This window comes from Paracoccus fistulariae (assembly GCF_028553785.1).
Lineage (GTDB): Bacteria > Pseudomonadota > Alphaproteobacteria > Rhodobacterales > Rhodobacteraceae > Paracoccus > Paracoccus fistulariae.
This window is the reverse complement of record NZ_CP067136.1, coordinates 165,255-190,796: the sequence shown is the minus strand read 5'-3', so window position 1 is coordinate 190,796 and position 25,542 is coordinate 165,255. Positions and strand designations below refer to the sequence as shown.

Here is a 25,542-nt window from a genome sequence, read left to right as displayed (position 1 = left end):
AGCGTGTTCCGCGTGCCACTCTATCAGGACTCCACGAAGATAACCTGCTGCCGACGAAAAAAATATCGTCAGGCATCTTACCCCGAAGGTCAAGCTGTCAAGGATACAATCTTTGAACAGTCCAACCTGTTTCCTTTTGTATGTCCCAAAGAAAGCGGTCATGCAAGCGAAACACTCCATCAGCCCAAAACTCGATATTTAAGGGGTTTATTCTCACCCCACCCCAAAATGGGGGTCTTTTGGGAAAATTTCCATACCGAACCGTACATTTCGTCACATCGGCTAAAAGTCGCCCACGGCTGGTCAAAGGCTGGGACTGCCGCGAAGCCCATGCCCCGATCCGGCTTTGCAGCGACCTGCTTGCAAAATATTCATCCGCCTGCGGCCCGTCTTCCCGCGTCACTGTGCCGCGGACGCGGATCTGCCTGCGCAGCGATTTCCAGTGTAGCACGAAAGCGGCCTTACCAGTCGCAGATAATTGCCGACCCTTGGCACTTTCATAATTTGTATAAAATACGAATGAACCGTCGGTGCCGCTGCCTTCGATCTCTTTCAGCAATACCATCCGGACATCCGGCAGACCGTCCTCATCCACGGTTGCCAGCGCGATGGCATTGGGATCGTTGGGTTCGGTCTTTTCCGCCTCGGCCAGCCACCGCCGGGCGATTTCGAACGGGTCATCGCCCGCAAACAGGCCTTCTCTATCACTCATTCAACCGTTCCTTGCGCTTGATGCCGCCTGACCTTTGCCATAAGCAATTTTCTTAAAAGGTTGAAAGCGCGAGAGTCACAACATGTCAAGCGAGCAGAAAAACGGCCTGATGGCAGGAAAACGTGGACTGATCATGGGTCTGGCCAATGACAAATCCATCGCTTGGGGCATCGCGAAGGCCTTGGCGTCCCAAGGGGCCGAACTGGCGTTTTCCTATCAGGGCGAGGCGCTGAAGAAGCGCGTTGCTCCGCTGGCGGCGCAGCTGGGCTCGGATCTGGTGCTGCCCTGCGATGTCAGCGAGGGCGCCTCGATCGACGCGCTGTTCGAAAGCCTGCAGCAGGAATGGGGCAAGATCGACTTCCTGGTCCATGCCATCGGCTTTTCCGACAAAGAGCAGTTGCGCGGCAAATATGCCGATACGACGCGCGATAACTTCCTGATGACAATGGATATTTCGGTCTATTCCTTTACCGCGGTCGCCCGCCGCGCCGCAGCGATGATGCCCGATGGCGGCAGCATGCTGACCCTGACCTATTACGGGGCCGAACGCGTCATGCCGCATTACAACGTGATGGGCGTCGCCAAGGCCGCGCTGGAAGCCAGCGTGCGTTACCTGGCCGAGGATTTCGGCAAGGACGGCATCCGGGTCAATGCGATCAGCGCCGGACCGATCAAGACGCTGGCGGCCTCGGGCATCGGGGACTTCCGGTACATCATGAAATGGAACGAGCTGAACTCGCCCCTGCGTCGCAATGTCACGCAGGAAGATGTCGGGAATTCCTCGCTTTACCTGCTGTCGCATCTGGGTGCGGGCGTGACCGGGGAAACCCATCACGTCGATGCCGGCTATCACGTTGTCGGCATGAAAGCCGTCGATGCGCCGGATATTTCCGTGGTCAAGAAAGACTGATCCGCCCCGCCCGATCGCACAGCCGATGATGACGGTGACCGCCCAGCAATTGCAGATCTTCGCGGGGATCCTGATTCCCGCGATTCTGGCCCCCGGCCCCGCCGTCATTGCCGCCAGCCAAAGCGCCTTCGCGCTTGGGCGGGCACGCACCCTGCCCTATGCGTGGGGGCTGGCCTTTGGCGCCTCGCTGTGGTGCGCGGTGTCCCTGCTGGGACTGACGCTGATCTTCAAGACCATGCCCTGGACCTATCGGGCGCTGTCGGTGCTGGGCGGGATTTACCTGGCCTGGATCGGCTGGAAGATGTGGAAACATGCCCGCGACCCCCTGCCCGATCCGGCCGAAGGCAGCGGCGGAATCACCTTCTGGGGTGGCGTGACGCTGAATCTGTCCAACCCCAAGCCCGCGCTGTTCTATTCCTCGGTCCTGCTGTCGGTTTTCCCTTCCGCCCTGACAAACCTGGATAAAATCGCGATTTACGGCACGGCGGTCAGCGTGGAGATGGTATTTTATACCGCCGTGGCCTGTCTGATGGCTTTGCCTTGGCCGCGACGTCGCTATTATGCGGCGAAATTCTGGATTGATCGTGGTGCGGGATTGCTGATCGGCCTGTTGGGCCTGACGCTGATCCTGCGCCCCTGACGCGACGGACGAAGGAGCCGCAAGATGATGGACCGCCTGCCCCACGAAAAGGGTTTTCACGTAAGCTGGGATCAGTTGCATCGCGACGCACGGGCGCTGTCCTGGCGGCTGGATGGGAAAGACTGGCGGGCGGTGGTCGCGGTGACGCGCGGCGGGCTGGTTCCGGCGATGATCGTGGCGCGCGAACTGGACATCCGCACCATCGATACGATCTCGATCCGGTCCTACAAAGGCGTGGGATCCGAGGCCGGTCAGGGCGCGCTGGAAGTGCTGAAAAAGCCTGACGAGGCGCTGATGGGCGATGGCGAAGGCATCCTGGTCGTCGATGATCTGGTCGATTCGGGCCGCACGCTGGAACTGATCCGGGAGATGTATCCGAAAGCCCATTTCGCCACCGTCTATGCCAAGCCAAAGGGCAAGCCGATGGTTCAGACCTATGTGACCGAGGTCAGTCAGGATACCTGGATCTTTTTCCCCTGGGATATGGCGCTGCAATATGTGCAGCCCTATCGCGGCACAGACTGATCTAAATCAATTCAGCTCTTTCCATGAAATCGCCCTGCCCCCCGGAACTCGCCCGGGGGGTAATGTCTTGTTCTTGGCAGTCGCGCTCTGGCGGCAACGTGCAATCGTTCAAGGAGGAAAAGACATGCGTAAGTTCATGCTGACCACTGCAATTCTGTTGCCCCTCTCCATGGGTTCCGCCTTCGCTCAGGATGCGGCCGAACCCGCGACCGAAGAGCCGTCCGACATGGCCCAGACGCCCGCGACGGACATGCCTGCGGATCCGGCAAGCGATCCGACAGCCGCGCCCGAGGCGGGCAGCGCGATGGAAGGCGGAGAGGCTGCGGATGCCGCCGCAGCCGAAGCTGCCGCCGAGGAAGCCGCCAAGGCCGCAGCCACTGCCGAACTGGCCGCCAGCGGCAAGATCGTGCAAGAGCAGGCCATGAATGAGCTGCGCCTCGACTGGGTCACCGGCGCCACCGTGGTCACCGGCGACGCCACGCCGATCGGCGATATCAACGACATCATCGTCGACAGCGGCACCGGCCAGATGATCGCCGCCGTGATCGGCGTGGGCGGCTTCCTGGGCATTGGTGAAAAGCAGATCGCCGTGCCGTGGGATCAGCTGACGCTGAACTATGACGCGCAGGAAATCACCAGCGATCTGACGCAGGAAGAGGCGGATGCCGCGCCGGAATATGTCTTCCGCGAGCGTGAGGCCGCGCCCTCGACCATGCCTGCCACGGATGCGGCACCCGCCGAAATGCCGGCCGAAACCGCGGCACCGACGGAAATGCCGGCGGAAATGCCTGCGGAAACGTCAGAAATGCCTGCAGATGGCGGCGATATGCCGGCCGAGGGCGAAGCCCCTGAAACAACCAATTAATCGCTTTTGATCTATAAATCTGCGAGGCGGCCTTTGGGCCGCCTTTCTTATTCTTAACATTCCGTAAGATTATTGTAGAAACAATTCAGCCTTATTCGGCCAGATGCTTAGATTTTCGAAAAGAACAGGACCGATAAATTACGTTACGTCATTTACAAGAAGGCCTGCGTAAATAATCCCTGTTTTGACCGTGCAGGCCCCCGCGATCATCTCGATTTTCGAATTGGAAATAGCAGGAGCGGAATGCAGCAGGACAGAATCGCTTAAATTCTGCCTCGCTGCCTTCACTAAGGAAAATCAGGAATTTCCGCCGCGCACAAATCGCGCGGCACTTTCCGCAGCCCGTTGCAAAGCCCGGCTTTTATTTACCGATTCCTGAAATTCAGCCTCGGGATCGCTGTCGTAAACCACGCCGCCGCCCGCCTGGATGAACAGCCCGCCATCCTTCACGATGCCGGTGCGCAGCGCGATGCACATGTCCATCTCGCCATTGGCGGCGAAATAGCCGACCCCCCCGCCATAGATGCCGCGCTTTTCCGGCTCCAACTCGTCGATGATCTCCATCGCGCGGACCTTGGGCGCGCCCGAGACGGTGCCCGCAGGCAGACCGGCCAGCAGCGCCGACAGCGCGTCTTCGCCCTCGCGCAGCTCGCCCACCACGTTCGAGACGATGTGCATCACATGGCTATAGCGCTCGATCACAAATTTCTCGGTCGGGCGGACGGTGCCCGGCTTCGCCACGCGGCCGACATCGTTGCGGCCCAGGTCCAGCAGCATCAGATGCTCGGCCAGTTCCTTCTGGTCCCCCAGCAGATCAGCTTCTAGGGCGCGATCCTCGGCCTCATCCTTGCCGCGCGGGCGGGTCCCGGCGATCGGGCGGATCGTCACTTCGCCGTCCCGCAGCCGGACCAGAATTTCGGGGCTGGCGCCGACGATCTGGAACCCGTCCATGTTCAGGAAGAACATGAAGGGCGAGGGGTTGGTGCGGCGCAGGCTGCGATAAAGCGCGAAGGGCGGCAACGGAAAGTCCATCCGCCAGCGCTGCGATGGCACGACCTGAAAGATATCGCCCGCGCGGATGTAATCCTTGGCACGCTCGACCGCGGCCAGATAATCGGGCTTGGTGAAATTCGACACCGGCTCACCAATGCGGGCGTCATCGCCAAGGGCGCGCGGCTCGCTGGGCTGACGGTCCAGCGCACGCAGCGCGTCCATCACACGCTCGGCGGCGCGGGTATAGGCGGCGCGCGCCGTATCGACGCCGTCATTCCAGGCCGGGGCGCAGAGGGTCACCTCGCCCTTCACCCCGTCCAGCACGGCAACCACCGAGGGCCGCATCAACATCGCATCGGGCAGGTTCAGCGGATCGGGATTCACATCGGGCAGATCCTCGACCAGCCGGATCGTGTCATAGCCCAGATAGCCGAACAGCCCCGCAGCGGCGGGCGGCACACCATCGGGCATCTTGTCCAGTCGGCTTTCCGCGATCAGCGCCCGCAGGCTGTCCAGCACCGGGCGGTCATCATCCTGGAACTGGTCCGAAAAGCGCGCCTGCCGGTTGATCCGGGCCGCACCGTCGCGGCATTCCCAGATCAGATCCGGCTTCATGCCGACGATGGAATAGCGGCCACGGACCTCTCCGCCGGTCACCGATTCCAGCATGAAGCTCATCGGGGCGGCATCGGTCAGTTTCAGCATCAGGCTGACGGGCGTGTCCAGATCGGCGGCCAGTCGCATGGTGACAAGCTGGTTCTGCCCTGCCTTCCACGCGGCCTCGAAAGATTGGAAATCCGGCTGCAGATCCATCAGCGAACCTGCGTATTCACGGCGTTTATGGTCGATTGATTGACCTGCAAGCCACCGCTGCGCTGCGCCTCGCGGGCGTAATAGTCAAAGATATCCGCGCCCAGGCTTTCGCTGATCCGGGAACTGACGGCATCGGTCACGCGCTGCGCGTCCTCGCCCTCCAGATCGGCGGCGTTGATCGCGTCCAGACGCACCAGAATCACGCGGTTCTGGGCATCTACGATCTCGATCTCGCCGGGTTCTTTCATCTCAAAGGCATGGACGACGGCTTCCGGCGGCAGTTCCTCGATCCAGCCATCGCGCGTCAGATCCGCCACGCTGGTCCAAGCCGATTCGGGCGCGGCGGGGGTCGCGTCGGGCGAGGATTCGGCAGGCAGGGCAGGATTGGCGACAACGCCGCCCGCACCGGTATTGGCCCGCGATTTCGGCTGCGGGGCAGCGGCGGCCGATGCGTCCAGAAGCCGCTGTTCATCCGCCAAAGCCAGCAATTGCCGCTGCGCCTCGCCCTGACGCCAATCTTCCAGAACCTCGTCGCGAACCTCTTCGAAGGGGCGCAGGGCGGGCGGAACGATTTCGTCAAGGCGCAGGGCAAAGACGCCGCCATCGTCCAGGCGGGTGATGCTGGGGAAATCGGCCTCGGTCACTTCATTGGCCAGATCGCGGAAATCCTGATAGCCCGCGATACTGCCACCTTCCGGGGCGCTGTCGGCGGCAAGGTCGATCTGGCCAAGCTGCAGATCGGTGTCCTGCGCCAGTTCTTCCAGCGTCGCGCCGCCGACCAGCAGGTCTTCATATTCCTGCATCCGGTCCTCGATCATGCGCGCGGCCCGGTCCAGCGCGGCATCGCCGCGCAGATCGTCCTGCGCCTCTTCGAACGAGACATTCACCGGCTCAAGGATCGCGTGCATGGCGTAAAGCGCCGGGCCCAGATTGGTCTGGATCGGCCCCACGACGCCCGGCTGGTCCAGCGCAAAGACCTCGGCGCCGGCATCGCCCAGTTCTTCCTCGCTGACCTCGCCCAGATCGACATCGTCCAGGGTCAGCCCGCGCTGGGTCACAAGCTGCTCAAAGCTCAGCCGTCCGGCCTCGATATCGGCGCGGGCAGTTTCGGCAAGGTTGGCCGAGGGCATCACCAGACGGCTGACCATGCGCCGCTCTGGCTGCTGATATTCGTCGATGCGCGCGTCATAGGCGGCGCGCAGCGCGGCCTCGTCCAGTTGCACATCGGGGGCCAGCATGTCGGGCGTCAGCCAGACGTAAGAGATCCGGCGCAATTCGGGCGCGGTGAAACGGTCGGCATTGGCGCTGTGCCAGGCTTTCAGCGTCGCCTCGTCAGGATCCGCAATCGGCGCGGGCAGTTGATCGGCGGTCAGTTCGCGCCAAGCGATATCGCGACGTTCCAACAGCCATTGCACGGTGGTGTCGACCATGGCTTTGGGCGCCACAACCCCGTCCGAGACGGCGCGCTGCAGCAGCATCCGGGCCTCTTCGACGCGGATGGCGCTTTCGAATTCGGCTTCCGACATCTGCTCGCGGCGCAGCACCTCGCCATAGGCGGTGCGGTCGAAATTGCCATTGGGGCCGCGGAAGGCAGGCGCCTCCAGAATGGTCTGGCGGACCCTGTCATCCCCGACCGAGATCCCGATCTTGCGGGTCTGTTCCTCCAGCGCGGCGGCGGTGAACAACTGCGCCTGCACGGCCTGCGGCAGGCCGATGGCCTGCGCCTGCGTCATGCTGAGCTGCTGGCCGGTCTGCTGCTGATAGCTTTGCATCTGGCTGCGCAGCGCACGCAGATATTCCTCGGCCGTGACCTTGGTATCGCCGACCGATCCGATGGCGCTGGACCCGCCCGAAAAACTGGTCACGCCAAAGCCGCCCAGGCCAAGCACCATCAGACCCATCAGGATCCATACGATGGTCGATTTTCCATGCGTGCGCAGGTTTTTCATGGCCCGGCCTTCCTTAGCAGTCTAGTCGCCCTTGTCTTTAGGGCGGCAAGGCGGCGGCGACAAGCCTGTCAGGGCTGGAAGTTTGCAAGTCTTTCGGCCAGTTGGGCGATGCCGGGCAGATCCACATTGGCAAATGCAATGCGCATATGTTTTGCCCCCATCGGATCGCCCGCCGGGGTGAACATCGTCCCCGGCAGCGCCAGCACCCCCGCCTGCCCCACCATCAGCCGGGCCAGATCATTGCTGGGCAGGTCAAAAGGATGCTCAATCCAGGTAAAATAGGCGCCCGCGCTTTTCATCCGCCAGCCCGGCAATCCGGCAAAGGCGGCGATCGTCGCCTGTTTGCGGGACAGGATCTCGTCGCGTTCCCCGGCCAGCCATTGCCGCAGGTTCTGCATCCCCCACAGCGCGCCGATCTGCCCCAACTGAGAGGTCGAGATGGCGACCGTATCCAGAAACTTCTCGACCTCTTCCATCCGCGCGACCGAGGCCAAGATGGCCCCGACCCGGTGCCCGGTCAGCCGGTAGGCCTTGGAAAAGCTGTAAAGCTGGATCAGCGTCTGGTCCCAGTCAGGGCGGGTCAGCAGATCGTGGGGCGGGCCGCTGCGGCTGTCGAAATCGCGATAGGTTTCATCCAGAATCAGCGCAATCCCTGCCTCTTGCGCCAGATCAAAGAAGCGCCCGACCAGTTCCGCCGGATATTCCGCGCCCGAGGGGTTATTCGGTGTAACCAGCACGATGGCCCGCGTGCGCGGCCCGATCAGCGATCTGGCGCGGTCGGGATCGGGCAACATATCCTCGCCGCAGGCCAGCGGCACTGTGCCGATCCCCTGCATATCCAGCCACATTTTATGGTTGAAATACCAAGGCGTTGGCAGGATAACCTGATCCCCCGCCCCGGCCAGCGTTTCGATCGCCGCGCAAAAGGCCTGATTGCAGCCCTGCGTGATCGCCACCTGCGCGGGCTGCACCTGCCCACGATAGGCGCTGCTGAATTCGGCGGCCACGGCCTCTCGCAGATCCATATTGCCCAGCACCGGGCCGTAAAGATGCGCGTCGGGCCGGTTCAGCGCGGCATCGGCGATGGCGCGGCGCAGACCTTCGGGCGGCGGATCGACGGGCGCGGCCTGGCTGACATTGATCAGCGGGCGTTCCGGGGGAAAGCTGACGCCCTGCAGCCAGCGGCGCGCCTCCATCACCGGGGGCGCGAATGTGGCGGCCAGCGCGGGGTTGATCGGTCTCATGTCAGTTGCGCTCCGTCGCCCACAGGCTGGTGATATCGGGCGGCAGCGACAGATCGGGCGCGTCGGTCGCGGGCCGCTGCACGACAACCTCGGTCAGAACGGTCCCGTCCGCCTCTTCTGCCGCCGCAGTTTCGGCCACCTCCGTTCCGGTCACTTCGGGCGCGATCCAGGGCAGCGACAGATCCGGCGTCGGCACGGTCACATCCTCGACCGGGGCCTCAGCGGTGGTCACGGGCGCTTCGGTCTGCGCTGGTGGATCCTCGTCAACCGCCGGCGTTTCCGTCGGTGCATCAGGCTCGGCCTCGGCCACGGGCGGCACGGGCTGCGGGGCGATCACGGCAACCGGGGCTCCGGGCTCTGGCTGCGGTTCGACCGCATCTAGCGCGGCAATATCGCGCGGCTCGCTCAGCGCCGACATATCCGGCGCGCTGTCACGCTCTGTCGCGCCCAGAGCCTGAGGCGAGGACAAGGCCGCAGGCATTTGCAGCGCGCTTGGCAGATCGACTTCCGGCGCGGCCTCGGCGGTTTCCGTGACCAGCCCGGCGGGGGCACCCTCGCCCGCCTTGGGCCGTGCATCATTCACGGCCTCGGTAACGGGGGCTGTCTCCTCGGATGGGGCGACGACGCCGGGGGCCTCGCTTTGTCCCTGCGCGCCTTGGGGCTGCTCAAGCGGTTGCGGCATCAGCGGCGGCAGATCGCCGCCGCGCCCGAATTCAGAGCCGACAGGCATGTCCACCGCGCTGATCACCGATTCGTCACGTGTTTCGGGGGGTGCGACGGCGGAGGGCGCCCCGGTCACAACCGGCGACACCTCTGTCGTGACGGGTTCGACCATCTCCGGCGCGGGCGCGGCATCCGCGCTGTCATCCGGTGGCGACACCTCTGGCACGGGCACATCGGCGGGCGTCCCGACCGCAAGCTCATCGCGCGAAGGCAGGGGGGACAGCAAAGACAGAACCGCCAGCGCAGCAGCGCTCAGCAGTCCGCCATGCAGAAGACCTTTCCAGAAACCGCGTGTCATTTGCCTCTTCTTGTTCCTGCCGGTCTTGACCCTTTGCCGCGCTATGCCCCATCTATAGCGAACCCGTTTCAAAGGGGAAACCGCCCCAAAAGCAAGGCGCCAAAGATGATCCTTCTGATCGACAATTATGACAGCTTTACCTGGAACCTCGTTCATTACATGGGCGAAGCGGGGGCAGATGTGGCTGTCTGGCGCAATGATGCGCTGACCGTGGAAGAGGCTTTGGCGATGAACCCTGACGGGATCGTGATCTCTCCGGGGCCCTGCGATCCCGCACAGGCGGGAATTTGCCTCGATCTGATCCGCGCGGCGGCAGAGCGTGAAATTCCGCTGCTGGGCGTCTGCCTGGGCCATCAGGCGATTGGCGAGGCGTTCGGCGGCAAGGTCGTGCGCGCCGTGCGCATCATGCATGGCAAGACCGATCAGATCAGCCATGACGGCAGCGGCGTTTTCGCGGGCCTGCCCTCGCCCCTGACGGCGACGCGCTATCACTCGCTGACGGTCGAGCCTGACAGCCTGCCCAACAGCCTGCGCGTCACCGCGACCAGCGATGACGGCACGATCATGGGTCTGGTGCACGAAGCCCTGCCGATCGAGGGGGTGCAGTTCCACCCCGAATCCATCGCCTCGGAATATGGGCACGAGATGATCCGCAACTTCCTCGACCGCTGCACCACGCACGAGGAAGCGGCATGAGCCAGACCGATATCCGCCCGCTGATCGGCATCGCCGCCGAACGCCCGCTGACCGGATCCGAGGCCGAGGCCGCCTTTGCCGCCCTGTTCGACGGCGCGGCCACCCCGGCCCAGATCGGCGGGCTTTTGATGGCACTGCGCGTGCGCGGCGAAACGGTCGATGAAATCGCCGCCGCCGCGCGGGCGATGCGGGCACGGATGAACCGGATCGCTGGCCCCGCCGATGCGATGGATATCGTCGGCACCGGCGGCGATGGCAAAGGCACGCTGAACATCTCGACCGCGACCGCCTTTGTGGTGGCGGGCGCAGGCGTGCCGGTGGCCAAACATGGCAATCGCAACCTGTCCTCGAAATCCGGCTCGGCCGATGCGCTGACCCAGATGGGCATCAATGTGATGGGCGGCCCGAAAACCGCCGAACAGGCGCTGGCGCAGGCGGGGATCTGCTTCATGATGGCCACCATGCATCACCCGGCCATGCGTCATGTCGGCCCGCCGCGCGCGGAACTGGGCACCCGCACCGTCTTCAACCTGCTGGGCCCGCTGACCAATCCAGCCTCGGCCCGGCGGCAACTGACCGGCGCCTTCAGCACCGACTGGATCCGTCCCATGGCCGAGGTGCTGCGCGATCTGGGCTCCGAGGCCGCCTGGCTTGTCCATGGCAGCGATGGCACGGATGAGATCAGCATCGTCGGCGACACCGCGGTCGCGGCGCTGAAAGATGGCGAGGTCACTGAATTCACCGTCACGCCCGAGGATGCGGGCCTGCCCCGCCATCCTTTCGACGCCATCATCGGCGGCGATCCCGCCTATAATGCGGCCGCCTTCCGCCGCCTGCTGGACGGAGAGCCGGGCGCCTATCGCGACGCGGTCCTGCTGAACGCCGCCGCCGCCCTTCTGGTGGCGGAAAAAGTCGCAGACCTGGCCGAGGGCGCAAAATTGGCCGCCAGATCCATCGACAGCGGCGCGGCCAAGGCCAAACTGGCCGCGCTGGCCGAAGTCACCGGCCCGCCAGAGCCGTGACACCCCCTGCCGCATGGGCAGATCTGCCCTTCTTCCGCGACAATTGGCCCGCACTGCAACAGCGCCTGTCCGAAACACCCGGCTGGCTGCCCGGCCCGGACCGGATCTTCGCCGCCCTGGCCGCAACGACGCCCGCCCGAACCCGAGTCGTGATCCTGGGTCAGGACCCCTATCCCACGCCCGGCCACGCCAATGGGCTGGCCTTTTCGGTCAATCCTGACGTCCCCCTGCCGCGTTCGCTGAAAAACATCTTCCGGGAAATGCGGGACGATCTGGGCCACTCTCCCGCAACCGGCGATCTGTCGCATTGGGCAGATCAGGGCGTCTTGCTGATGAACACATCGCTTTCGGTGCCGCCCGGTCAGGCAGGGGCCCATGCCAGATGGGGCTGGGCCGAACTGGCGCGTCAGGCCGTGGCCCGGGCCCAGCAACACGGCCCGCTGGCCTTCATCCTCTGGGGCGGCCATGCACAGAAGGCGCTGTCCGGCCTGCCCCGCAGGAACGACCTGACACTGGCCACCGCGCATCCCTCGCCCCTCTCGGCGCGGCGCGGCTTTTTCGGCAGCCGCCCCTTCAGCCGCGTCAATGACTGGCTGGTCGCGCAGGGCCACGCCCCCATCGACTGGGTCGCGTGACCTGCCCATCTTCTGTGGTCAAATATCCGAAATCAGGCGCTGCCCGGGCCCAGCACCTCGACGATGGCGTCCCGCGTGACCGTAACGATCTGATCGGCCTCCTCCCGCGACAGGCACAGCGGCGGCGCAAGGCCGATGATGTCGCCCTGCGGCATCGCCCGCGCGATCACGCCGCGCTTCAGCATGGCCGCCACAACCTTGGCCCCCATCGTCTCGGACGCCTCAAAGAAACGCCGCCTGTCGCGATCCGCGACCAGTTCCACCGCACACAGCATGCCCTCGCCCCGGACCTCGCCGACATGGGCATGACCGCCCACGGCCTCGCGCATCCCGGCCAGCAGATGGGCACCGACCTCTGCGGCATTCTGCACCAGCCCCAGATCGTCGATCAGCTTCAGATTGGCGATCCCCGCCGCCGCGCCGATGGGATGGGCCGAATAGGTCCAGCCATGGCCCAGCACCCCGTATTCATCCGTGCCCTGCATCAGCACATCCCACATGCGCTGGCCGACGATGCTGGCGGACAAAGGCGCATAGGCGCTGGTCAGACCCTTGGCGCTGGTGATCAGATCCGGCTTCATGCCGTAATGATCCGATCCGAACATGCTGCCCAGACGCCCGAAGCCGGTGACGACCTCATCCGCGATCAGCAGGATCTCATGACGGTCCAGCACCTTCTGGATCGCGGGCCAGTAGCCCTCGGGCGGCGGCACGATGCCGCCCGTGCCCAGAACCGGCTCGCCGATGAAGGCCGCGATGGTGTCGGCGCCCTCGGTCGCGATCAGGTCTTCCAGACGGGCCACGCAATGGGCCACGAAATCGGCCTCGGACATGGCCAGATCGGGGCGGTGATAGTAATAGGGCGCGTCGGTATGGATCACCTGTGCCAGCGGCAGGTCGAATTTCTTGTGAAACAGCTCCAGCCCGGTCAGGCTGCCGGTCATCAGCCCGGATCCGTGATAGCCGCGCCAGCGGCTGATGATCTTCTTCTTTTCCGGCCGGCCAAGGATATTGTTGTAATACCAGACCAGCTTGATGTTGGTCTCATTCGCATCCGATCCGCCCAGACCGAAATAGACCCGCGCCATGTGATCGGGCGCGCGGTCCATGACCATCTTCGCCAAGGTGATATTCGCTTCCGAACCGTGGCCGGCATAGGCGTGGTAATAGGCCAGTTCCTTGGCCTGATCGGCAATGGCCTGAGCGATTTCGGGGCGGCCATAGCCCACATTCACACAGTAAAGCCCGGCAAAGCCGTCCAGCAGCCGGTTGCCGTCGCGATCGGTGATAAAGACGCCCTCGCCGCCGGTCACGATACGCTGCGCAGCCTCGCCCCGCGCGAATTGGCCCAGATGGGTCGAAGGATGAAAAAAGCTCTCGCGGTCCCATTTCGCAAGCTCGTCATTGGTCAGCATCTCGGTTCCTTTCTCATCCCCAGTCACGGCAGACATATTTGATCTCGGTAAAGGCTTCGAGGCCCTGCCGCGCACCCTCGCGGCCCAGCCCCGACTGTTTCATCCCGCCAAAGGGGATCGGCGCGCCGGTCACCTTGGTGCGGTTCACGGCCACCATGCCATATTGCAGCGCGCGGGTGGCGCGATAGATGCGGCGCGGGTCAAGACTGTGGACATAGGCGATCAGCCCGTATTCGCTGTTATTGGCGCGGACATAAACCTCTGCCTCATCGTCAAAGGGGGTCAGCGCGGCGACGGGGCCAAAGGTTTCCTCGCGCATGATCGCAGCATCGTCGGGCACATCGGCCAGCACCGTCGGCTGAAAGAACAGCGGACCGCGCGCATCGACCTGCCCGCCACACAGAAGCCGCGCCCCACGCTCCAGCGCATCCGTGACATGGGCCTTTTGCTTGTCGATCTGGCGGTCATGGATCAGCGGACCGATATCGGGATCCTCCATCCCCGGGCCCAGCGTCAGCCGCTGCACCGCCGCCGTAAAGCGGGCGCAGAAATCGTCGTAAAGCGGGCGGTGGATGTAAAAGCGGTTCGCGCCAAGGCAATCCTGACCCGAGGTCGCGAATTTCGCCTTCACCGCCTCGGCCACGGCGCGGTCCAGATCGGCGCCCTTGAAGACGATGAAAGGCGCGTGGCCGCCCAGTTCCAGAACCAGCCGTTTGACCGTCTCGGCGGATTGACGATAGAGCAGCCGCCCGATTTCCGTCGAGCCGGTAAAGGACAGCGCCCGCACGCGCGCATCGCCCGTCCATTCGCCCACGATGCTGGCGGCATCGCCGATCACGGTATTGACCACGCCGTCCGGAAATCCCGCACGCCGCGCCAGTTCGGCCAGCGCCAGTGCCGACAGCGGCGTTTCGGCTGACGGATGGATGACGACGGTGCATCCCGCGCCAAGCGCCGCTGCGGCCTTGCGGGTGATCATCGCGGCGGGGAAATTCCAGGGCGTGATCAGCGCCGCCACGCCGACGGGTTCGCGCCACAGTTCCATCTCGGCATCGGGCAGATGGCTGGTCACGCCCTCGATATTCGGGCGCAGCGCCTCTTCGGCATAGAAACGCACGAAGCTGGCGGCATAGTCGATTTCGCCGCGCGCCTCGCTGATCGGCTTGCCCTGTTCGGCCACCATTATCCGCGACAGATCCTCTTTCGCGGCCATGATCAGCGCGTGCCAGCGATGCAGGATCCGGGCGCGGTCCTGCGGCAGCATGGCCATCCAGCCGGGAAAGGCGGCATGGGCGGCATCCACCGCCGCCCGCGCCCCGGTCGCATCGCTGATCGCCACCTGCGCGATCAATGCCCCCGTGGCCGGATCGCGCACCGCCAGCCGCCCCTGCCCCGCAAAGTCACCGCGACCGGGCAGCAGCCCGGCATCGTCGATCTGATCTGCAAGCTCTGCCCCTGGACTATCCCGCATCGCGCACCTCCGTGTTCGAAGACAGGATGCCCCCGCGCGTGCCGAGGATTTCACCAATTGCCGCGTCCGGGGCAGAGGAATCCTCTGTATCCACACGACCGAGCGCGCGTTTCTTCGGGGGCTAAGCCTGCAACAGCGCCAGCGCCGGCGGCAGTTCCTTGATCGGTTTTGTCACGATATAGCTGAAATAGCGCCGCAGCCCGGCCCGGCTTTCCAGCAGGCCATCCATCAGATCCTGAAAGGCCGAGATGTCGCGCGCAATCACCTGCATCAGGTAATCATAGCCACCCCCGATGGCCCAGCAGCCGGTCACCTCATCCAGCCGTGCGATGCTGCGTTCGAAGCGCTGAAAGCTTTCGGCCTTGTGGCTGTCCAACTCGACCGTGACAAAAACCTGCACATGCGGGCCAAGCGCAGCCAGATCGACCTCGGCGCGATAGCCGCGGATCAGCCCGGCCTGTTCCAGCCGCTTCATCCGTTCCCAGCAGGGCGTCGGCGACAGGTTCACCCGTGCCGCCAGTTCGGTCTTGGAAATCCGCCCCTCGCGCGTCAGCGTCGCAAGCAGGGCGATGTCACGGTCATCGAGACGCAATCTGTTCATATCACGCTTGTTTCGCCCGCCCGGCGCTTTGTCAATCTGGACAAGCAGCTGCCGCTTGTCTCAATTGGGACCATGTCGCACTGGCCGCTGAGCAAAGAAGATATCTCTCGCCCCGCCTATCGCAGCCTGGCCCAGGGCATTGCGGCGGCGATCGATTCGGGCAGCCTGCGCCCCGGCGACCGGCTGCCGCCGCATCGCGATCTGGCCTGGCGGCTGGGCCTGTCGGTGCAGACCGTCAGCCGCGCCTATGAGGAACTGATCCGCGCCGACCTGATCTCGGGCGAGATCGGGCGCGGCAGTTTCGTGAAATCCGGCCCGCGCGAAACGGTCGAGGTTCCGTGGTTCCGCGCCGCCACCGACCGGCCGCCGATTGATCTGTCGATGATGACCCCGGTCAGCCTTCCGGACCTGCCCGAAGCCTGGCGCGACAGCCTGCACCGCATTGCCGACCGCCTGCCGGAATCGGCCATGCTGTCCTTTCGCCCGCGCCAGACCATGTCGCTTTATGGCGGGATGGCGGCGGGCTGGCTGGCGCGCTGCGGCATGGTCGTGCCGGCGCAGCGCATCCTGATCACCAATGGCACCACGCCCGCGATGATCGTGGCCATGATGTCGGTCACCCAGCCGGGCGATGAGATCGCGACCGAAAGCTCGACCTGCCACACGATCAGGCCCGCCGCGCGCTATCTGCACCTGCGGCTGCGCGGGATCGAGGGCGATGCGCGCGGCATGCTGCCCGAGGCGCTGATTGCTGCCGCGCAGGCCTCGGCGGGACGGATGAAGGCGGTGTTCCTGCTGCCCTCGGGCGCGGGGCCATTTGCGCGGATCATCGACCGCGACCGGCGCGCGGCATTGGCGGCAGCGGCGGAAAGCGCCGGGCTGATGATTCTGGAAAGCGATCCGACCGGGCCTGTTGCGCCGCGCCGCCCGCCGCCCCTTGCCAGCTTTGCGCCGGATCGCAGCTTCTATTTCACCGGTCTGTCGAAATGCCTGTCACCGGGCCTTCGGCTGGGCTTTCTGGCCATGCCCGAGCGGCTGGCCGAGCGGGCGCTGAACCGGCATCTGTCGCTGTCCTGGATGGCGACGCCCATCGTGGCCGAGATTGCGTCGGACTGGATCGCATCGGGCACGGCCGACCGGCTGCTGGCCGCGCAGCGGTCGGAACTGGCGATTCGCAACCGGCTGGCGCAGCGCATTCTGGGCCCGGATTGCAGCGGCCATCTGTACGGGCTGCATCGCTGGCTGCCTCTGCCCGAAACCTGCGACGAAAGCGCCGTGCTGAAACAGGCGCTGCGGCACGAGGTCGCCGTCGCCCCCGGCAGCGGATTCGCCGTGATCGACCGCAGCCCCGCGCTGCGCATCTGCCTGGGCGCGCCCAAACTGCGCGAACTGGAACGCGGGCTGACCGCGCTGGCGGCAGTCCTGCCCGATTCTGACGCAGGCAGAAGCACTGGCTGATCCGGTCGATTTGACGCCGACGGCCAAAATTGTCATGGTTTAATATAGAAATTGACTTGGAAATCGGTTGGGCCGAACTGTCGACTCATGCAGTTCAGGCAAGAAGACCTGATTCCATAACCCGGGCCACGGCCCCGCTTTGGCCCGAAACAGGAGGTAAAATGACCTATAAGACATTGACCGCTGCCAGCCTGGTTGCCCTGATCCTTGGCTCGGGTGGCGCGCTTGCGGATACCTGGCGCTATGCCTTTGAAGAGGCGATGGACGAGGTGCAGGGCAAATTCGCGCAGAAGTTCAAGGAAGAGGTCGAGGCGAATTCCGATCACGAAATCCAGCTGTTCCCCTTTGGCACGCTGGGCGAATCCGCCGATATCATGGAGCAGGCGCAATCCGGCATCCTGCAATTCGTTGACCAATCGCCCGGCTTTACCGGCGCGCTGATCCCCGAGGCGCAGGTCTTTTTCGTGCCCTATCTGCTGCCTGCCGATCAGGACCAGCTGGTGAAATTCTTCCGCGAATCGAAGACCATCCACGAGCTGTTCCCGCCGCTTTATGCCGATCAGGGGCTGCAGCTTCTGACCATGTTCCCCGAGGGCGAGGTGATGATGACCACCACCTCTGCGGTGCAGGCGCCTGCGGATCTGGATGAGGTCAAGTTCCGGGTGATGACCAACCCGCTTCTGGTCAGCAGCTACCAGTCCTTCGGCGCGACACCGACGCCGCTGCCCTGGGGCGAGGTTTATGGCGCGTTGCAGACCGGGATCATCCAGGGTCAGGAAAACCCCGCCTTCTTCATCGAATCGACCAAGATGTACGAGGTGACGGATTACATCACCCGCACCGGCCACAACAATTTCACCACCGCCGTCATGGCCAATCTGGACTTCTATGAGGGTCTGTCTGACGAGGATAAGAAAGTCGTTCAGGACGCCATCGCCGCCGCCTTCGACTATATCATCGACTATCAGACCGGCCTGACCGAAGAGTCGCTGAAGAAGATCATGGAGGCCAAGCCCTCGATGACCATCACCACGCTGAGCGAGGAACAGCGGCGGCCCTTTATCGACACCGCCCCCGCCGTCGAAGAGGAATTCCTGAAGATCGGCGGTCCGAAGGCACAGGAAATTCTGGACCAGATGAAGGCCGATCTGGCTGCCGTCTCTGGCGACTGATCGCCTGCGCCGCCGGGTTCCGGGGGCGCATCCTTCTGACATGAACGCTCCGGGGCCGCATTGCCGGTGCCGGAGGATCACCGAAAACAGCCGAGACGGACGGCCCAGATGAAGCTTGACGACCCTCACGCACCGGTGCCCGACCCCGATGTGCTGGCCGCTGCCGAAGCGGCAGAACTGGATAACGACATCGACGATTCGGCCTATGTGTCGGGCCTGCCGGGCATTCTGGGCGTGATCGACGCCGCCATTGCCCGGATCGAGGCCGTGCTGCTGGCCCTTGGGGTGCTGCTGATGGCGGTCAACACGGTGGCGAATGTGGTCGGGCGTTACGTGCTGGGCGAGAGCATCTTCTTTTCTGAAGAGCTGAATCAGGCGCTGATCATCCTGATCACCTTCGCGGGGATTTCCTATGCCGCGCGCCACGGCCGCCATATCCGCATGTCGGCCTTTTTCGACGCCATGCCCTTCCGGATGCGCAAGCTGATGATGGTGATCATCGCTGCGGTCACGGCGGCGGCGATGCTGATGCTGGCCTGGTATGCGCTGGATTACGTGCTGACGCAGGCCAAGCGCGGGCGGCTGCTGCCGGCGCTGCAGATCCCGCAATGGTGGATCATCGTCTGGGTGCCGCTGGGCTTTCTGCTGACCGGTCTTCAATACGCGCTGACCGCGATCAAGAACGTGATCGACAAGGATATCTGGCTGTCGACCAGCACGCTGGAAGGCTATGACGACAGCGCCGAAGAGGAGGTATAGGCCATGGCATTCGCCATCTTCGGCACCATGATCGTGCTGCTTCTGCTGGGCTTTCCGATGATGATCCCGCTGATCGCGGGCTCGCTGATCGGCTTCGTGGCGCTGTTTGGCGGCGTCGGTCAGCTTGACACGATGGTGCAGCAGATCCTGGGCGGCATCCGCCCGGCCAGCCTGATCGCCGTGCCCATGTTCATCTTTGCCGCCGACATCATGACACGCGGGCAATCGGCCAGCCGTCTGATCGATCTGGTCATGGCATTTGTGGGCCATCTGAAGGGCGGGCTGGCGATCTCGACCGCGGGGGCCTGCACCATGTTCGGCGCGGTGTCAGGCTCGACCCAGGCGACGGTCGTGGCGGTGGGCGGTCCCTTGCGTCCGCGCATGCTGAAGGCGGGCTATAATGACAGCTTCGTGCTGGCACTGATCGTCAATGCCTCGGATATCGCCTTCCTGATCCCGCCGTCGATCGGGATGATCATCTATGGCGTGGTCTCGGGCACCTCGATCTCGGAGCTGTTCATCGCCGGGATCGGGCCGGGGCTGCTGATCCTGCTGATGTTCTCGGTCTACAGCTATTTCTACGCGGTGCGGAACAATGTCCCGGTCGAGCCGAAGGCGACATGGCCCGAACGCGGGGTCGCGATCCGCCGCGCGCTGTGGCCGCTGGGCTTTCCGGCGATCATCATCGGCGGCATCTATGGCGGCATTTTCTCTCCGACCGAAGCGGCGGCGGCCTGCGTGCTTTACGCGCTGTTTCTGGAGATGGTCGTGTTTCGCGAAATGGACATGAAACAGCTTTACGCCACGGCGAAATCGACCGGGCTGATCACCGCCGTGGTCTTTATCCTCGTGGGGGCAGGTCAGGCCTTTTCCTATGTGATCAGCTTTGCGCAGATCCCGCAGGCGATCCTGGGCGGCGTCGGCATCGACCAGATGGGCCCCTATGGCGTCCTGCTAACGATCTCGATCGCCTTTTTCGTCGGCTGCATGTTCGTCGATCCGATCGTTGTGATCCTGATCTTCGTGCCGATCTTTGCCCCGGTGGTGAAGGATGTCGGGCTGGATCCGGTTCTGGTCGGCACCATCATCACGCTGCAGGTCGCCATCGGCAGCGCGACCCCGCCCTTTGGCTGCGATATCTTCACCGCCATCGCGGTCTTCAAGCGCCCCTATCTTGAGGTCGTTCGCGGCACCCCGCCCTTCATCTTCATGCTGTTGACGACGGCGGCACTGCTGATTGTCTTCCCGCAGATCGCCCTGTTCCTGCGCGATCTGGCCTTTGCGAAATAAGGGGGCCGCGATGTTTGAACGGATCATGATCGCCTATGACGGCTCGAACGGGTCACAGCGTGCGCTGGACAAGGCAACGGCGCTGGCGAAACTGTGCGATGCGCATCTGGTGGTGCTGACCGTCTATCGCCACCATTCGATGCTGGAGGCGTCGCTGTCGATGGTCCGGGGCAATCTGGATCCCGGCGGCAATCTGGATCAGGCGATGCGCGACACCGCGCGCGAGGCCGCCGATCATGCCAAGCGTCAGGCGCGCGATGCCGGGCTGGAACAGGTGAGCGCCTTCATCAAGACCGGACAGCCCGCGCGGACCATCGTGCAGGTGGCGCAGGAAAAGGGATGCGACCTGATCGTGGTCGGCTCTCGCGGGTTGGGGGCGACGGAAAGCTATCTTCTGGGCTCGGTCAGTCACAAGGTCACCGGCATTGCGAAATGCCCGGTCATGGTCGTGTAGCGCGGGGCGGATCCGGGCATGTGGCGCGACGATCTGCACCGCTTCGGGCTGATTGCCCTGGCAACCGATCTGACGATCGAGGGCGATGCGGCACGGCTGTTGCCGCCGGGTTGCCGTCTGCATGTCACCCGGATCGCCTTTGATAATCCGACCACGCCTGAAAACCTGCGCAAGACCGGCCCCCGGCTGCGGGCGGCGGCGGATCTGTTGGTGCCCGGCGTCGAGTTGAAGGGGATCGGCTTTGGCTGCACCTCGGCCTCGGCGGTGCTGGGCGATGAGGTGCAGGCCGCGATTGGCGGGCGCGCCCCGGTTGCCACGCCTGCCGCCTCGGCCATTCGCGGGTTCCGCGCGCTTGGCGTTCAGCGGGTCGCGCTGATGACGCCCTATCTGCCCCAGACCAGCGATCTGGTCGGGGACTATCTGCAGGCAGGCGGGCTGGAGGTCGTGTCCCGCCGGTCGATGGGATACGCCGATGATCGCGACATGGCCTTGCTGGATGACGCGGCGCTGATGGAATTCGCGGAAAAGTCCGATCATCCGCAGGCGCAGGCGCTGTTTCTGTCCTGCACCGCCCTGCCCGCTGTCAGAATGATCGACCGGCTGGAGGCGCGGCTGGGCAAACCCGTGATCAGCGCCAATCTGGCCCTGTTCTGGGCCATGCTGGACGAAGCCAGGATCCCCGCAGAGGGGCCGGGAAAGCTGTTCGGGGTCCGGACATGGTCGTGATCGCGGATATTCTGGCCGCGCGGGACCGCATCGGCGATCTGGTGCGGGTGACGCCGGTCAGGCCCTCGCCCAGCCTGTCGGCGCTTGCGGGCGGCCCGGTCTGGCTGAAATGCGAACATCGGCAAGAGACCGGCGCCTTCAAGCTGCGGGGGGCCGCGAACGCGGTTCTGCGGCTGGGCCGGGTGGCGGGCGTCACCACGGCCTCGACCGGGAACCATGGGCGGGCGCTGGCCCATGCGGCCCGCGCGCAGGGCCTGCCCGCGATCATCTGCGTCTCGCGTCTGGTGCCGCAGAACAAGCTGGACGCCATCGCCGCCCTGGGGGCAGAGCCGCGCGTGACCGGTGACAGTCAGGATGAGGCCTTCGGCGAGGCGCTGCGGCTGAAACGGGACGAGGGCTTTGCCCTGATCCCGCCCTTCGATCATGCCGATGTCATCGCCGGTCAGGGCACGCTTGGGCTGGAAATCCTGGACCAGATCCCCGATGCCGCCAGCATCGCCATCCCGCTGTCGGGCGGCGGTCTGCTTGCCGGTGTGGCGCTGGCAGCAAAGTCGCGGCGCCCCGATCTGCGCATCATCGGCATCAGCATGCAGCGCGGCGCGGCCATGGCGGCCAGCCTGTCCGCAGGTCGGCCCGTCGAGGTCACGGAACTGGAAACCCTTGCCGACAGCCTTGGCGGCGGCATCGGGCTGCAGAACCGGCTGACCTTCCCGATGGTGCGGCAATTGATGGATGATCTGATCCTGCTGACCGAGGATGAGATTGCCGCAGGCATCCGCCATCTGGCGCTGGAAGATGGCGAGACCGTCGAAGGCGCCGCAGCGGTCGGCGCAGGCGCGATCCTTGCCGGCAAACTGCGCACAGACGCCCCGCTGGTCCTGATCCTGTCGGGCCGGAATATCGACCCCGACCGCCACGCCGCCATTCTGAGGCAAACCACATGAGCGATATCCTGATCCTGACCGAAGACCAGTTGCGCCGGCATGTTCATCTGGACAAGGCCGCCATTGACGTGGTCGAGAATGCCTTTGCCACGCTGGCCCGCGGCGGGGTCGAGATGCCGCCGATCCTTTCCATGCATATGCCCGATGTGAATGGCGAGGTGGATGTGAAAACCGCCTATGTGCCCGGGCTTCCGGGCTTTGCGGTCAAGATCTCTCCGGGGTTTTTTGATAATCCTGCCAAAGGCTTACCCTCGACCTCGGGGCTGATGGTGGTACTGTCGGCGCAAACCGGGCGGGTCAGCGCCGTGCTGCTGGATAATGGCTATCTGACCGATCTGCGCACCGCCGCCGCCGGGGCCGTCGCCGCACGCCATCTGGCGCGATGCGATGCCACCAGGGTTGCGATCTTCGGGGCCGGAATGCAGGCGCGGATGCAATTGCAGGCGCTGCGGCTGGTCCGCCCGGTGGATCGGGCCGTGATCTGGGCCCGCGATCCCGCCAAGGCGCAGGCGCTGGCGCGCGAGATGACGGCGGAGGACCTGCCGACCCGCGCCGAACCCGATCCCGAGGCCGCCGCCCGATCCGCCGATATCATCGTCACGACCACGGCCGCGCGGCAACCGATCCTGCAGGCCGACTGGCTGCAACCGGGGCAGCATGTCACCGCCATGGGCAGCGATCAGCCGGGCAAGAACGAACTTGATCCCCTGTGCCTGAAACGCGCCGATCTTTATGTCGCCGACCGCCTTGGCCAGACCCGCCTGATGGGGGAATTGCGCGCCGCCCTTGCGGCCGGGACCGTCACCGAAAACGGCCTGCCGGAACTGGGCCAGATCATCGCGGGCCAGCATCCGGGCCGCCTCTCGGCCGATCAGATCACCATCGCCGACCTGACCGGAACCGGCGTTCAGGACACCGCCATTGCCACCCACGCGCTTGCCGCGTTCTCGAAAGGCCAGTGAATGCCAGAATTGCAACGGACGCCCGAGCGTTTCTCGACCGGGGAATATGAACAGCGCCTGAAAAAGACCCGGGCCAGCATGGAAAAGCTGGGGCTGGATATGCTGATTGTCAGCGATCCCTCGAACATGGCCTGGCTGACCGGCTATGACGGCTGGTCCTTCTATGTACATCAATGCGTGATCATCGGCCCCACCGATCAGCCAATCTGGTTCGGCCGCAGCCAGGATGCGAATGGCGCGCTGCGCACCGTCTGGATGTCGGAAGATCACATCATCGGCTATCCCGATCATTATGTGCAATCGGTCGAGCATCACCCGATGGATTACCTTTGGGCGCAGCTGGCCGATCGCGGCTGGCATCGCGGCTTTATCGGCGTCGAGATGGACAATTACTGGTATTCCGCCAAGGCGCATGAGCGTCTGGTCCACGGCCTGCCCGATGCGCAGATCCTGGATGCGACCGGTCTGGTGAACTGGCAGCGCGCCGTCAAGACGCCGAAAGAGCTGTCCTATATGCGCAAGGCCGCCCGCATCGTCGAACGCATGCACCGCCGGATCGCGGATCGGATCGAGGTCGGGATGCGCAAATGCGATCTGGTGGCCGAGATCTATGATGCCGGGCTGCGCTATGACGAATGGTCCCAGCATGGCGGCGATTACCCGGCCATCGTGCCGCTGCTGCCCTCGGGTCCGGATGCCGCCGCGCCGCATCTGACCTGGGACGATCAGCCGATGAAGCTGAACGAGGGCACCTTTTTCGAAATCGCCGGCTGCTATCAGCGTTACCACTGCCCGCTGTCGCGCACGATCTTTCTGGGCAAGCCGCCGCAGGAAATGCTGGAGGCCGAAAAGGCGGTGCTGGAAGGGATGGAGGCTGGGCTGCGCGCCGCCAGCGCGGGCAATACCTGCGAAGATGTCGCGGCGGCCTTTTTCACCGTTCTGGACCGCTATGGCATCGTCAAGGACAACCGCACCGGCTATCCCATCGGGCTCAGCTATCCGCCGGACTGGGGCGAGCGCACCATGTCGCTGCGCCGTGGCGACCGGACCGAATTGCAGCCGGGCATGACCTTTCATTTCATGACCGGGCTGTGGATGGATGACTGGGGGTACGAGACGACCGAATCCATCGTCATCACGGAACGAGAGCCGGAATTGCTGTGCAATATCCCGCGCCGGATGCTGGTGAAGTCATGACCCGCAATCCGATCACGCCAACGATCCCGCTGGACGGGCCGGGCAAGGCGCATGGGTTCCTGCGCCTGCCCTATTCGCGCAATGACAGCGCTTGGGGCAATATCATGATCCCGCTGACGGTGATTGCCAATGGCGACGGCCCCACCGCGCTGCTGACCGGCGGCAATCATGGCGATGAATATGAAGGCCCGATCGCGCTGCAGCAACTGGCGTGGCAGATTGAGCCCGCCGATATTTCGGGCCGCGTCATTATCGTGCCTTACATGAATTACCCGGCATTCCGGGCGGGCACACGGGTCAGCCCCATCGATCAGGTCAATCTGAACCGCGCCTTTCCGGGTCGGGCCGATGGCACGCCCAGCCAGAAGATTGCCAATTATTTCAACGATGTGCTGGTGCCGATGGCGGATATCGTGCTGGATTACCACTCGGGCGGCAAGACGCTGGATTTCCTGCCCTATGCGGCAGCGCATTATCTGGATGACGCGGATCAGCAGCAAAGATGTGTGGCGGCAATGCAGGCCTTTGCCGCACCCTACAGCATGATGATGCTGGAAATTGACGCGGTTGGCATGTTCGACACGGCCGTCGAGAACCAGGGCAAGGTCTTTGTCACCACCGAGCTTGGCGGCGGCGGTACGGCGACGGCCAGATCCGCCCAGATTGCCATTCGCGGCGCGCGCAACCTGCTGCGCCACAGCGGTATCCTGTCGGGCGCACCCGAGGCGGCGGATAACAGCATCATGCTGGATATGCCCGATGGCGACTGCTTCCACTTCGCCACCCGTGACGGGCTTCTGCATCCGCTGGCCGATCTGGGCGATCAGGTCCGCAAGGGCCAGCCCATCGCGCGGATCTGGCCAGCCGACCGCACGGGTCAGCCCCCGGTCGAGATTCCGGCCAATCGCGACGGTATCCTTGCGGCGCGACATTTCCCCGGACTGGTGCAGATGGGCGATTGTCTGGCCGTGATTGCCGAGCGTCGCGGCTGATCGCGATGCGCGGACCTGCATCGCGGGGCGGGGCGGATGCCCCTTCCCTCACCCCGTGCAAGCGGCTAGAAGATCG

General features: G+C 64.3%; 25 protein-coding genes. 17 read left to right on the top strand and 8 right to left on the bottom strand.

The annotated features are described in order from the left end of the window. Positions 1–97 precede the first annotated feature (97 nt). Positions 98–712, bottom strand: a complete 615-nt coding sequence (pdxH, locus tag JHX87_RS01000) for a pyridoxamine 5'-phosphate oxidase (protein WP_271884484.1) — start codon at positions 710–712, stop codon at positions 98–100. An 82-nt stretch (positions 713–794) separates the two neighbouring features. Between pdxH and fabI the strand changes: the two genes are divergently transcribed. The 4 genes from fabI to JHX87_RS00980 all read left to right on the top strand — a co-directional run bounded on the left by fabI (position 795) and on the right by JHX87_RS00980 (position 3,652). After that, on the top strand, positions 795–1,622 hold the full coding sequence (fabI, locus tag JHX87_RS00995; RefSeq protein WP_271884483.1) for an enoyl-ACP reductase FabI: 828 nt from the start codon (positions 795–797) through the stop codon (positions 1,620–1,622). Positions 1,623–1,650: 28 nt separating this feature from the next. Next, positions 1,651–2,262 carry a LysE family translocator gene (locus JHX87_RS00990; protein WP_272833787.1) on the top strand — a complete coding sequence of 204 codons (612 nt, stop codon included), beginning with the start codon at positions 1,651–1,653 and terminating at the stop codon, positions 2,260–2,262. 24 nt (positions 2,263–2,286) lie between these two features. Beyond that, a complete protein-coding gene (gene gpt / locus JHX87_RS00985; protein ID WP_271884480.1) occupies positions 2,287–2,787 on the top strand; it encodes a xanthine phosphoribosyltransferase in 501 nt (166 codons plus the stop codon). 124 nt (positions 2,788–2,911) lie between these two features. Next, the gene (locus JHX87_RS00980; RefSeq protein ID WP_271884478.1) at positions 2,912–3,652 is read left to right on the top strand and encodes a PRC-barrel domain-containing protein; all 741 of its coding nucleotides are present in this window, start codon (positions 2,912–2,914) and stop codon (positions 3,650–3,652) included. 297 nt (positions 3,653–3,949) lie between these two features. Here the strand turns inward: JHX87_RS00980 and trpE are convergent, their stop codons facing one another. From trpE to JHX87_RS00960, 4 genes are all read right to left on the bottom strand, one after another. Then, complete coding sequence (gene trpE, locus JHX87_RS00975) at positions 3,950–5,458, bottom strand: anthranilate synthase component I (RefSeq protein WP_271884477.1); 1,509 nt, start codon at positions 5,456–5,458, stop codon at positions 3,950–3,952. Continuing rightward, a complete protein-coding gene (locus JHX87_RS00970; RefSeq protein WP_271884476.1) occupies positions 5,458–7,407 on the bottom strand; it encodes a peptidylprolyl isomerase in 1,950 nt (649 codons plus the stop codon). Before JHX87_RS00970 ends, trpE begins: the two co-directional genes overlap by 1 nt. Positions 7,408–7,475: 68 nt before the next feature. Next, the gene (locus JHX87_RS00965; RefSeq protein WP_271884475.1) at positions 7,476–8,651 is read right to left on the bottom strand and encodes an aminotransferase; all 1,176 of its coding nucleotides are present in this window, start codon (positions 8,649–8,651) and stop codon (positions 7,476–7,478) included. Between the two features lies 1 nt (position 8,652). Further along, positions 8,653–9,672, bottom strand: coding sequence for a hypothetical protein (locus tag JHX87_RS00960; protein WP_271884473.1), 1,020 nt, complete (start codon positions 9,670–9,672; stop codon positions 8,653–8,655). Positions 9,673–9,777: 105 nt separating this feature from the next. Here JHX87_RS00960 and JHX87_RS00955 point away from each other — a divergent pair, with 105 nt between their 5' ends. The 3 genes from JHX87_RS00955 to JHX87_RS00945 are packed head-to-tail and all read left to right on the top strand — an operon-like array spanning position 9,778 to position 12,025. Further along, positions 9,778–10,368: an anthranilate synthase component II gene (locus JHX87_RS00955; RefSeq protein WP_271884472.1), complete on the top strand. Its 591-nt coding sequence runs from the start codon at positions 9,778–9,780 to the stop codon at positions 10,366–10,368. Further along, entirely contained in the window at positions 10,365–11,390 is a 1,026-nt protein-coding gene (gene trpD / locus JHX87_RS00950; protein WP_271884471.1) for an anthranilate phosphoribosyltransferase, read from the top strand. Before JHX87_RS00955 ends, trpD begins: the two co-directional genes overlap by 4 nt. After that, positions 11,387–12,025, top strand: coding sequence for a uracil-DNA glycosylase (locus tag JHX87_RS00945; RefSeq protein ID WP_271884469.1), 639 nt, complete (start codon positions 11,387–11,389; stop codon positions 12,023–12,025). Before trpD ends, JHX87_RS00945 begins: the two co-directional genes overlap by 4 nt. 32 nt (positions 12,026–12,057) lie before the next feature. On the opposite strand, the gene JHX87_RS00940 is transcribed toward JHX87_RS00945, so the two are convergent. The 3 genes from JHX87_RS00940 to JHX87_RS00930 all read right to left on the bottom strand — a co-directional run bounded on the left by JHX87_RS00940 (position 12,058) and on the right by JHX87_RS00930 (position 15,512). Next, positions 12,058–13,440 carry an aspartate aminotransferase family protein gene (locus JHX87_RS00940; RefSeq protein WP_271884467.1) on the bottom strand — a complete coding sequence of 461 codons (1,383 nt, stop codon included), beginning with the start codon at positions 13,438–13,440 and terminating at the stop codon, positions 12,058–12,060. 13 nt (positions 13,441–13,453) lie between these two features. After that, complete coding sequence (locus JHX87_RS00935) at positions 13,454–14,911, bottom strand: NAD-dependent succinate-semialdehyde dehydrogenase (RefSeq protein ID WP_271884465.1); 1,458 nt, start codon at positions 14,909–14,911, stop codon at positions 13,454–13,456. A 121-nt stretch (positions 14,912–15,032) separates the two neighbouring features. After that, positions 15,033–15,512: an Lrp/AsnC family transcriptional regulator gene (locus JHX87_RS00930; RefSeq protein WP_271884463.1), complete on the bottom strand. Its 480-nt coding sequence runs from the start codon at positions 15,510–15,512 to the stop codon at positions 15,033–15,035. Between the two features lie 72 nt (positions 15,513–15,584). On the opposite strand from JHX87_RS00930, the gene ehuR reads away from it, so the two are divergent. From ehuR to doeB, 10 genes are all read left to right on the top strand, one after another. After that, the gene (ehuR, locus tag JHX87_RS00925) at positions 15,585–16,970 is read left to right on the top strand and encodes a MocR-like ectoine utilization transcription factor EhuR (RefSeq protein ID WP_271884461.1); all 1,386 of its coding nucleotides are present in this window, start codon (positions 15,585–15,587) and stop codon (positions 16,968–16,970) included. A 161-nt stretch (positions 16,971–17,131) separates the two neighbouring features. Next, positions 17,132–18,142 (top strand): TRAP transporter substrate-binding protein DctP, encoded by a 1,011-nt coding sequence (dctP, locus tag JHX87_RS00920; protein ID WP_271884459.1) that lies wholly within the window; start codon positions 17,132–17,134, stop codon positions 18,140–18,142. Positions 18,143–18,250: 108 nt separating this feature from the next. Continuing rightward, positions 18,251–18,901, top strand: coding sequence for a TRAP transporter small permease (locus tag JHX87_RS00915; RefSeq protein WP_271884457.1), 651 nt, complete (start codon positions 18,251–18,253; stop codon positions 18,899–18,901). A 3-nt stretch (positions 18,902–18,904) separates the two neighbouring features. Next, positions 18,905–20,191 carry a TRAP transporter large permease gene (locus tag JHX87_RS00910; protein WP_271884455.1) on the top strand — a complete coding sequence of 429 codons (1,287 nt, stop codon included), beginning with the start codon at positions 18,905–18,907 and terminating at the stop codon, positions 20,189–20,191. A gap of 10 nt (positions 20,192–20,201) precedes the next feature. After that, positions 20,202–20,645 (top strand): universal stress protein, encoded by a 444-nt coding sequence (locus tag JHX87_RS00905; protein ID WP_271884453.1) that lies wholly within the window; start codon positions 20,202–20,204, stop codon positions 20,643–20,645. Positions 20,646–20,663: 18 nt separating this feature from the next. Continuing rightward, positions 20,664–21,371 (top strand): maleate cis-trans isomerase family protein, encoded by a 708-nt coding sequence (locus tag JHX87_RS00900; protein WP_271884451.1) that lies wholly within the window; start codon positions 20,664–20,666, stop codon positions 21,369–21,371. Then, positions 21,362–22,315 carry a hydroxyectoine utilization dehydratase EutB gene (gene eutB, locus JHX87_RS00895; RefSeq protein WP_271884449.1) on the top strand — a complete coding sequence of 318 codons (954 nt, stop codon included), beginning with the start codon at positions 21,362–21,364 and terminating at the stop codon, positions 22,313–22,315. The genes JHX87_RS00900 and eutB overlap by 10 nt, the downstream gene beginning before the upstream one ends. Further along, a complete protein-coding gene (locus tag JHX87_RS00890) occupies positions 22,312–23,277 on the top strand; it encodes a cyclodeaminase (protein ID WP_271884447.1) in 966 nt (321 codons plus the stop codon). The genes eutB and JHX87_RS00890 overlap by 4 nt, the downstream gene beginning before the upstream one ends. Further along, positions 23,278–24,474 carry an ectoine hydrolase DoeA gene (doeA, locus tag JHX87_RS00885; protein ID WP_271884445.1) on the top strand — a complete coding sequence of 399 codons (1,197 nt, stop codon included), beginning with the start codon at positions 23,278–23,280 and terminating at the stop codon, positions 24,472–24,474. Next, positions 24,471–25,466, top strand: a complete 996-nt coding sequence (doeB, locus tag JHX87_RS00880) for a N(2)-acetyl-L-2,4-diaminobutanoate deacetylase DoeB (protein ID WP_271884443.1) — start codon at positions 24,471–24,473, stop codon at positions 25,464–25,466. The genes doeA and doeB overlap by 4 nt, the downstream gene beginning before the upstream one ends. The last annotated feature ends 76 nt before the right edge of the window (positions 25,467–25,542 follow it).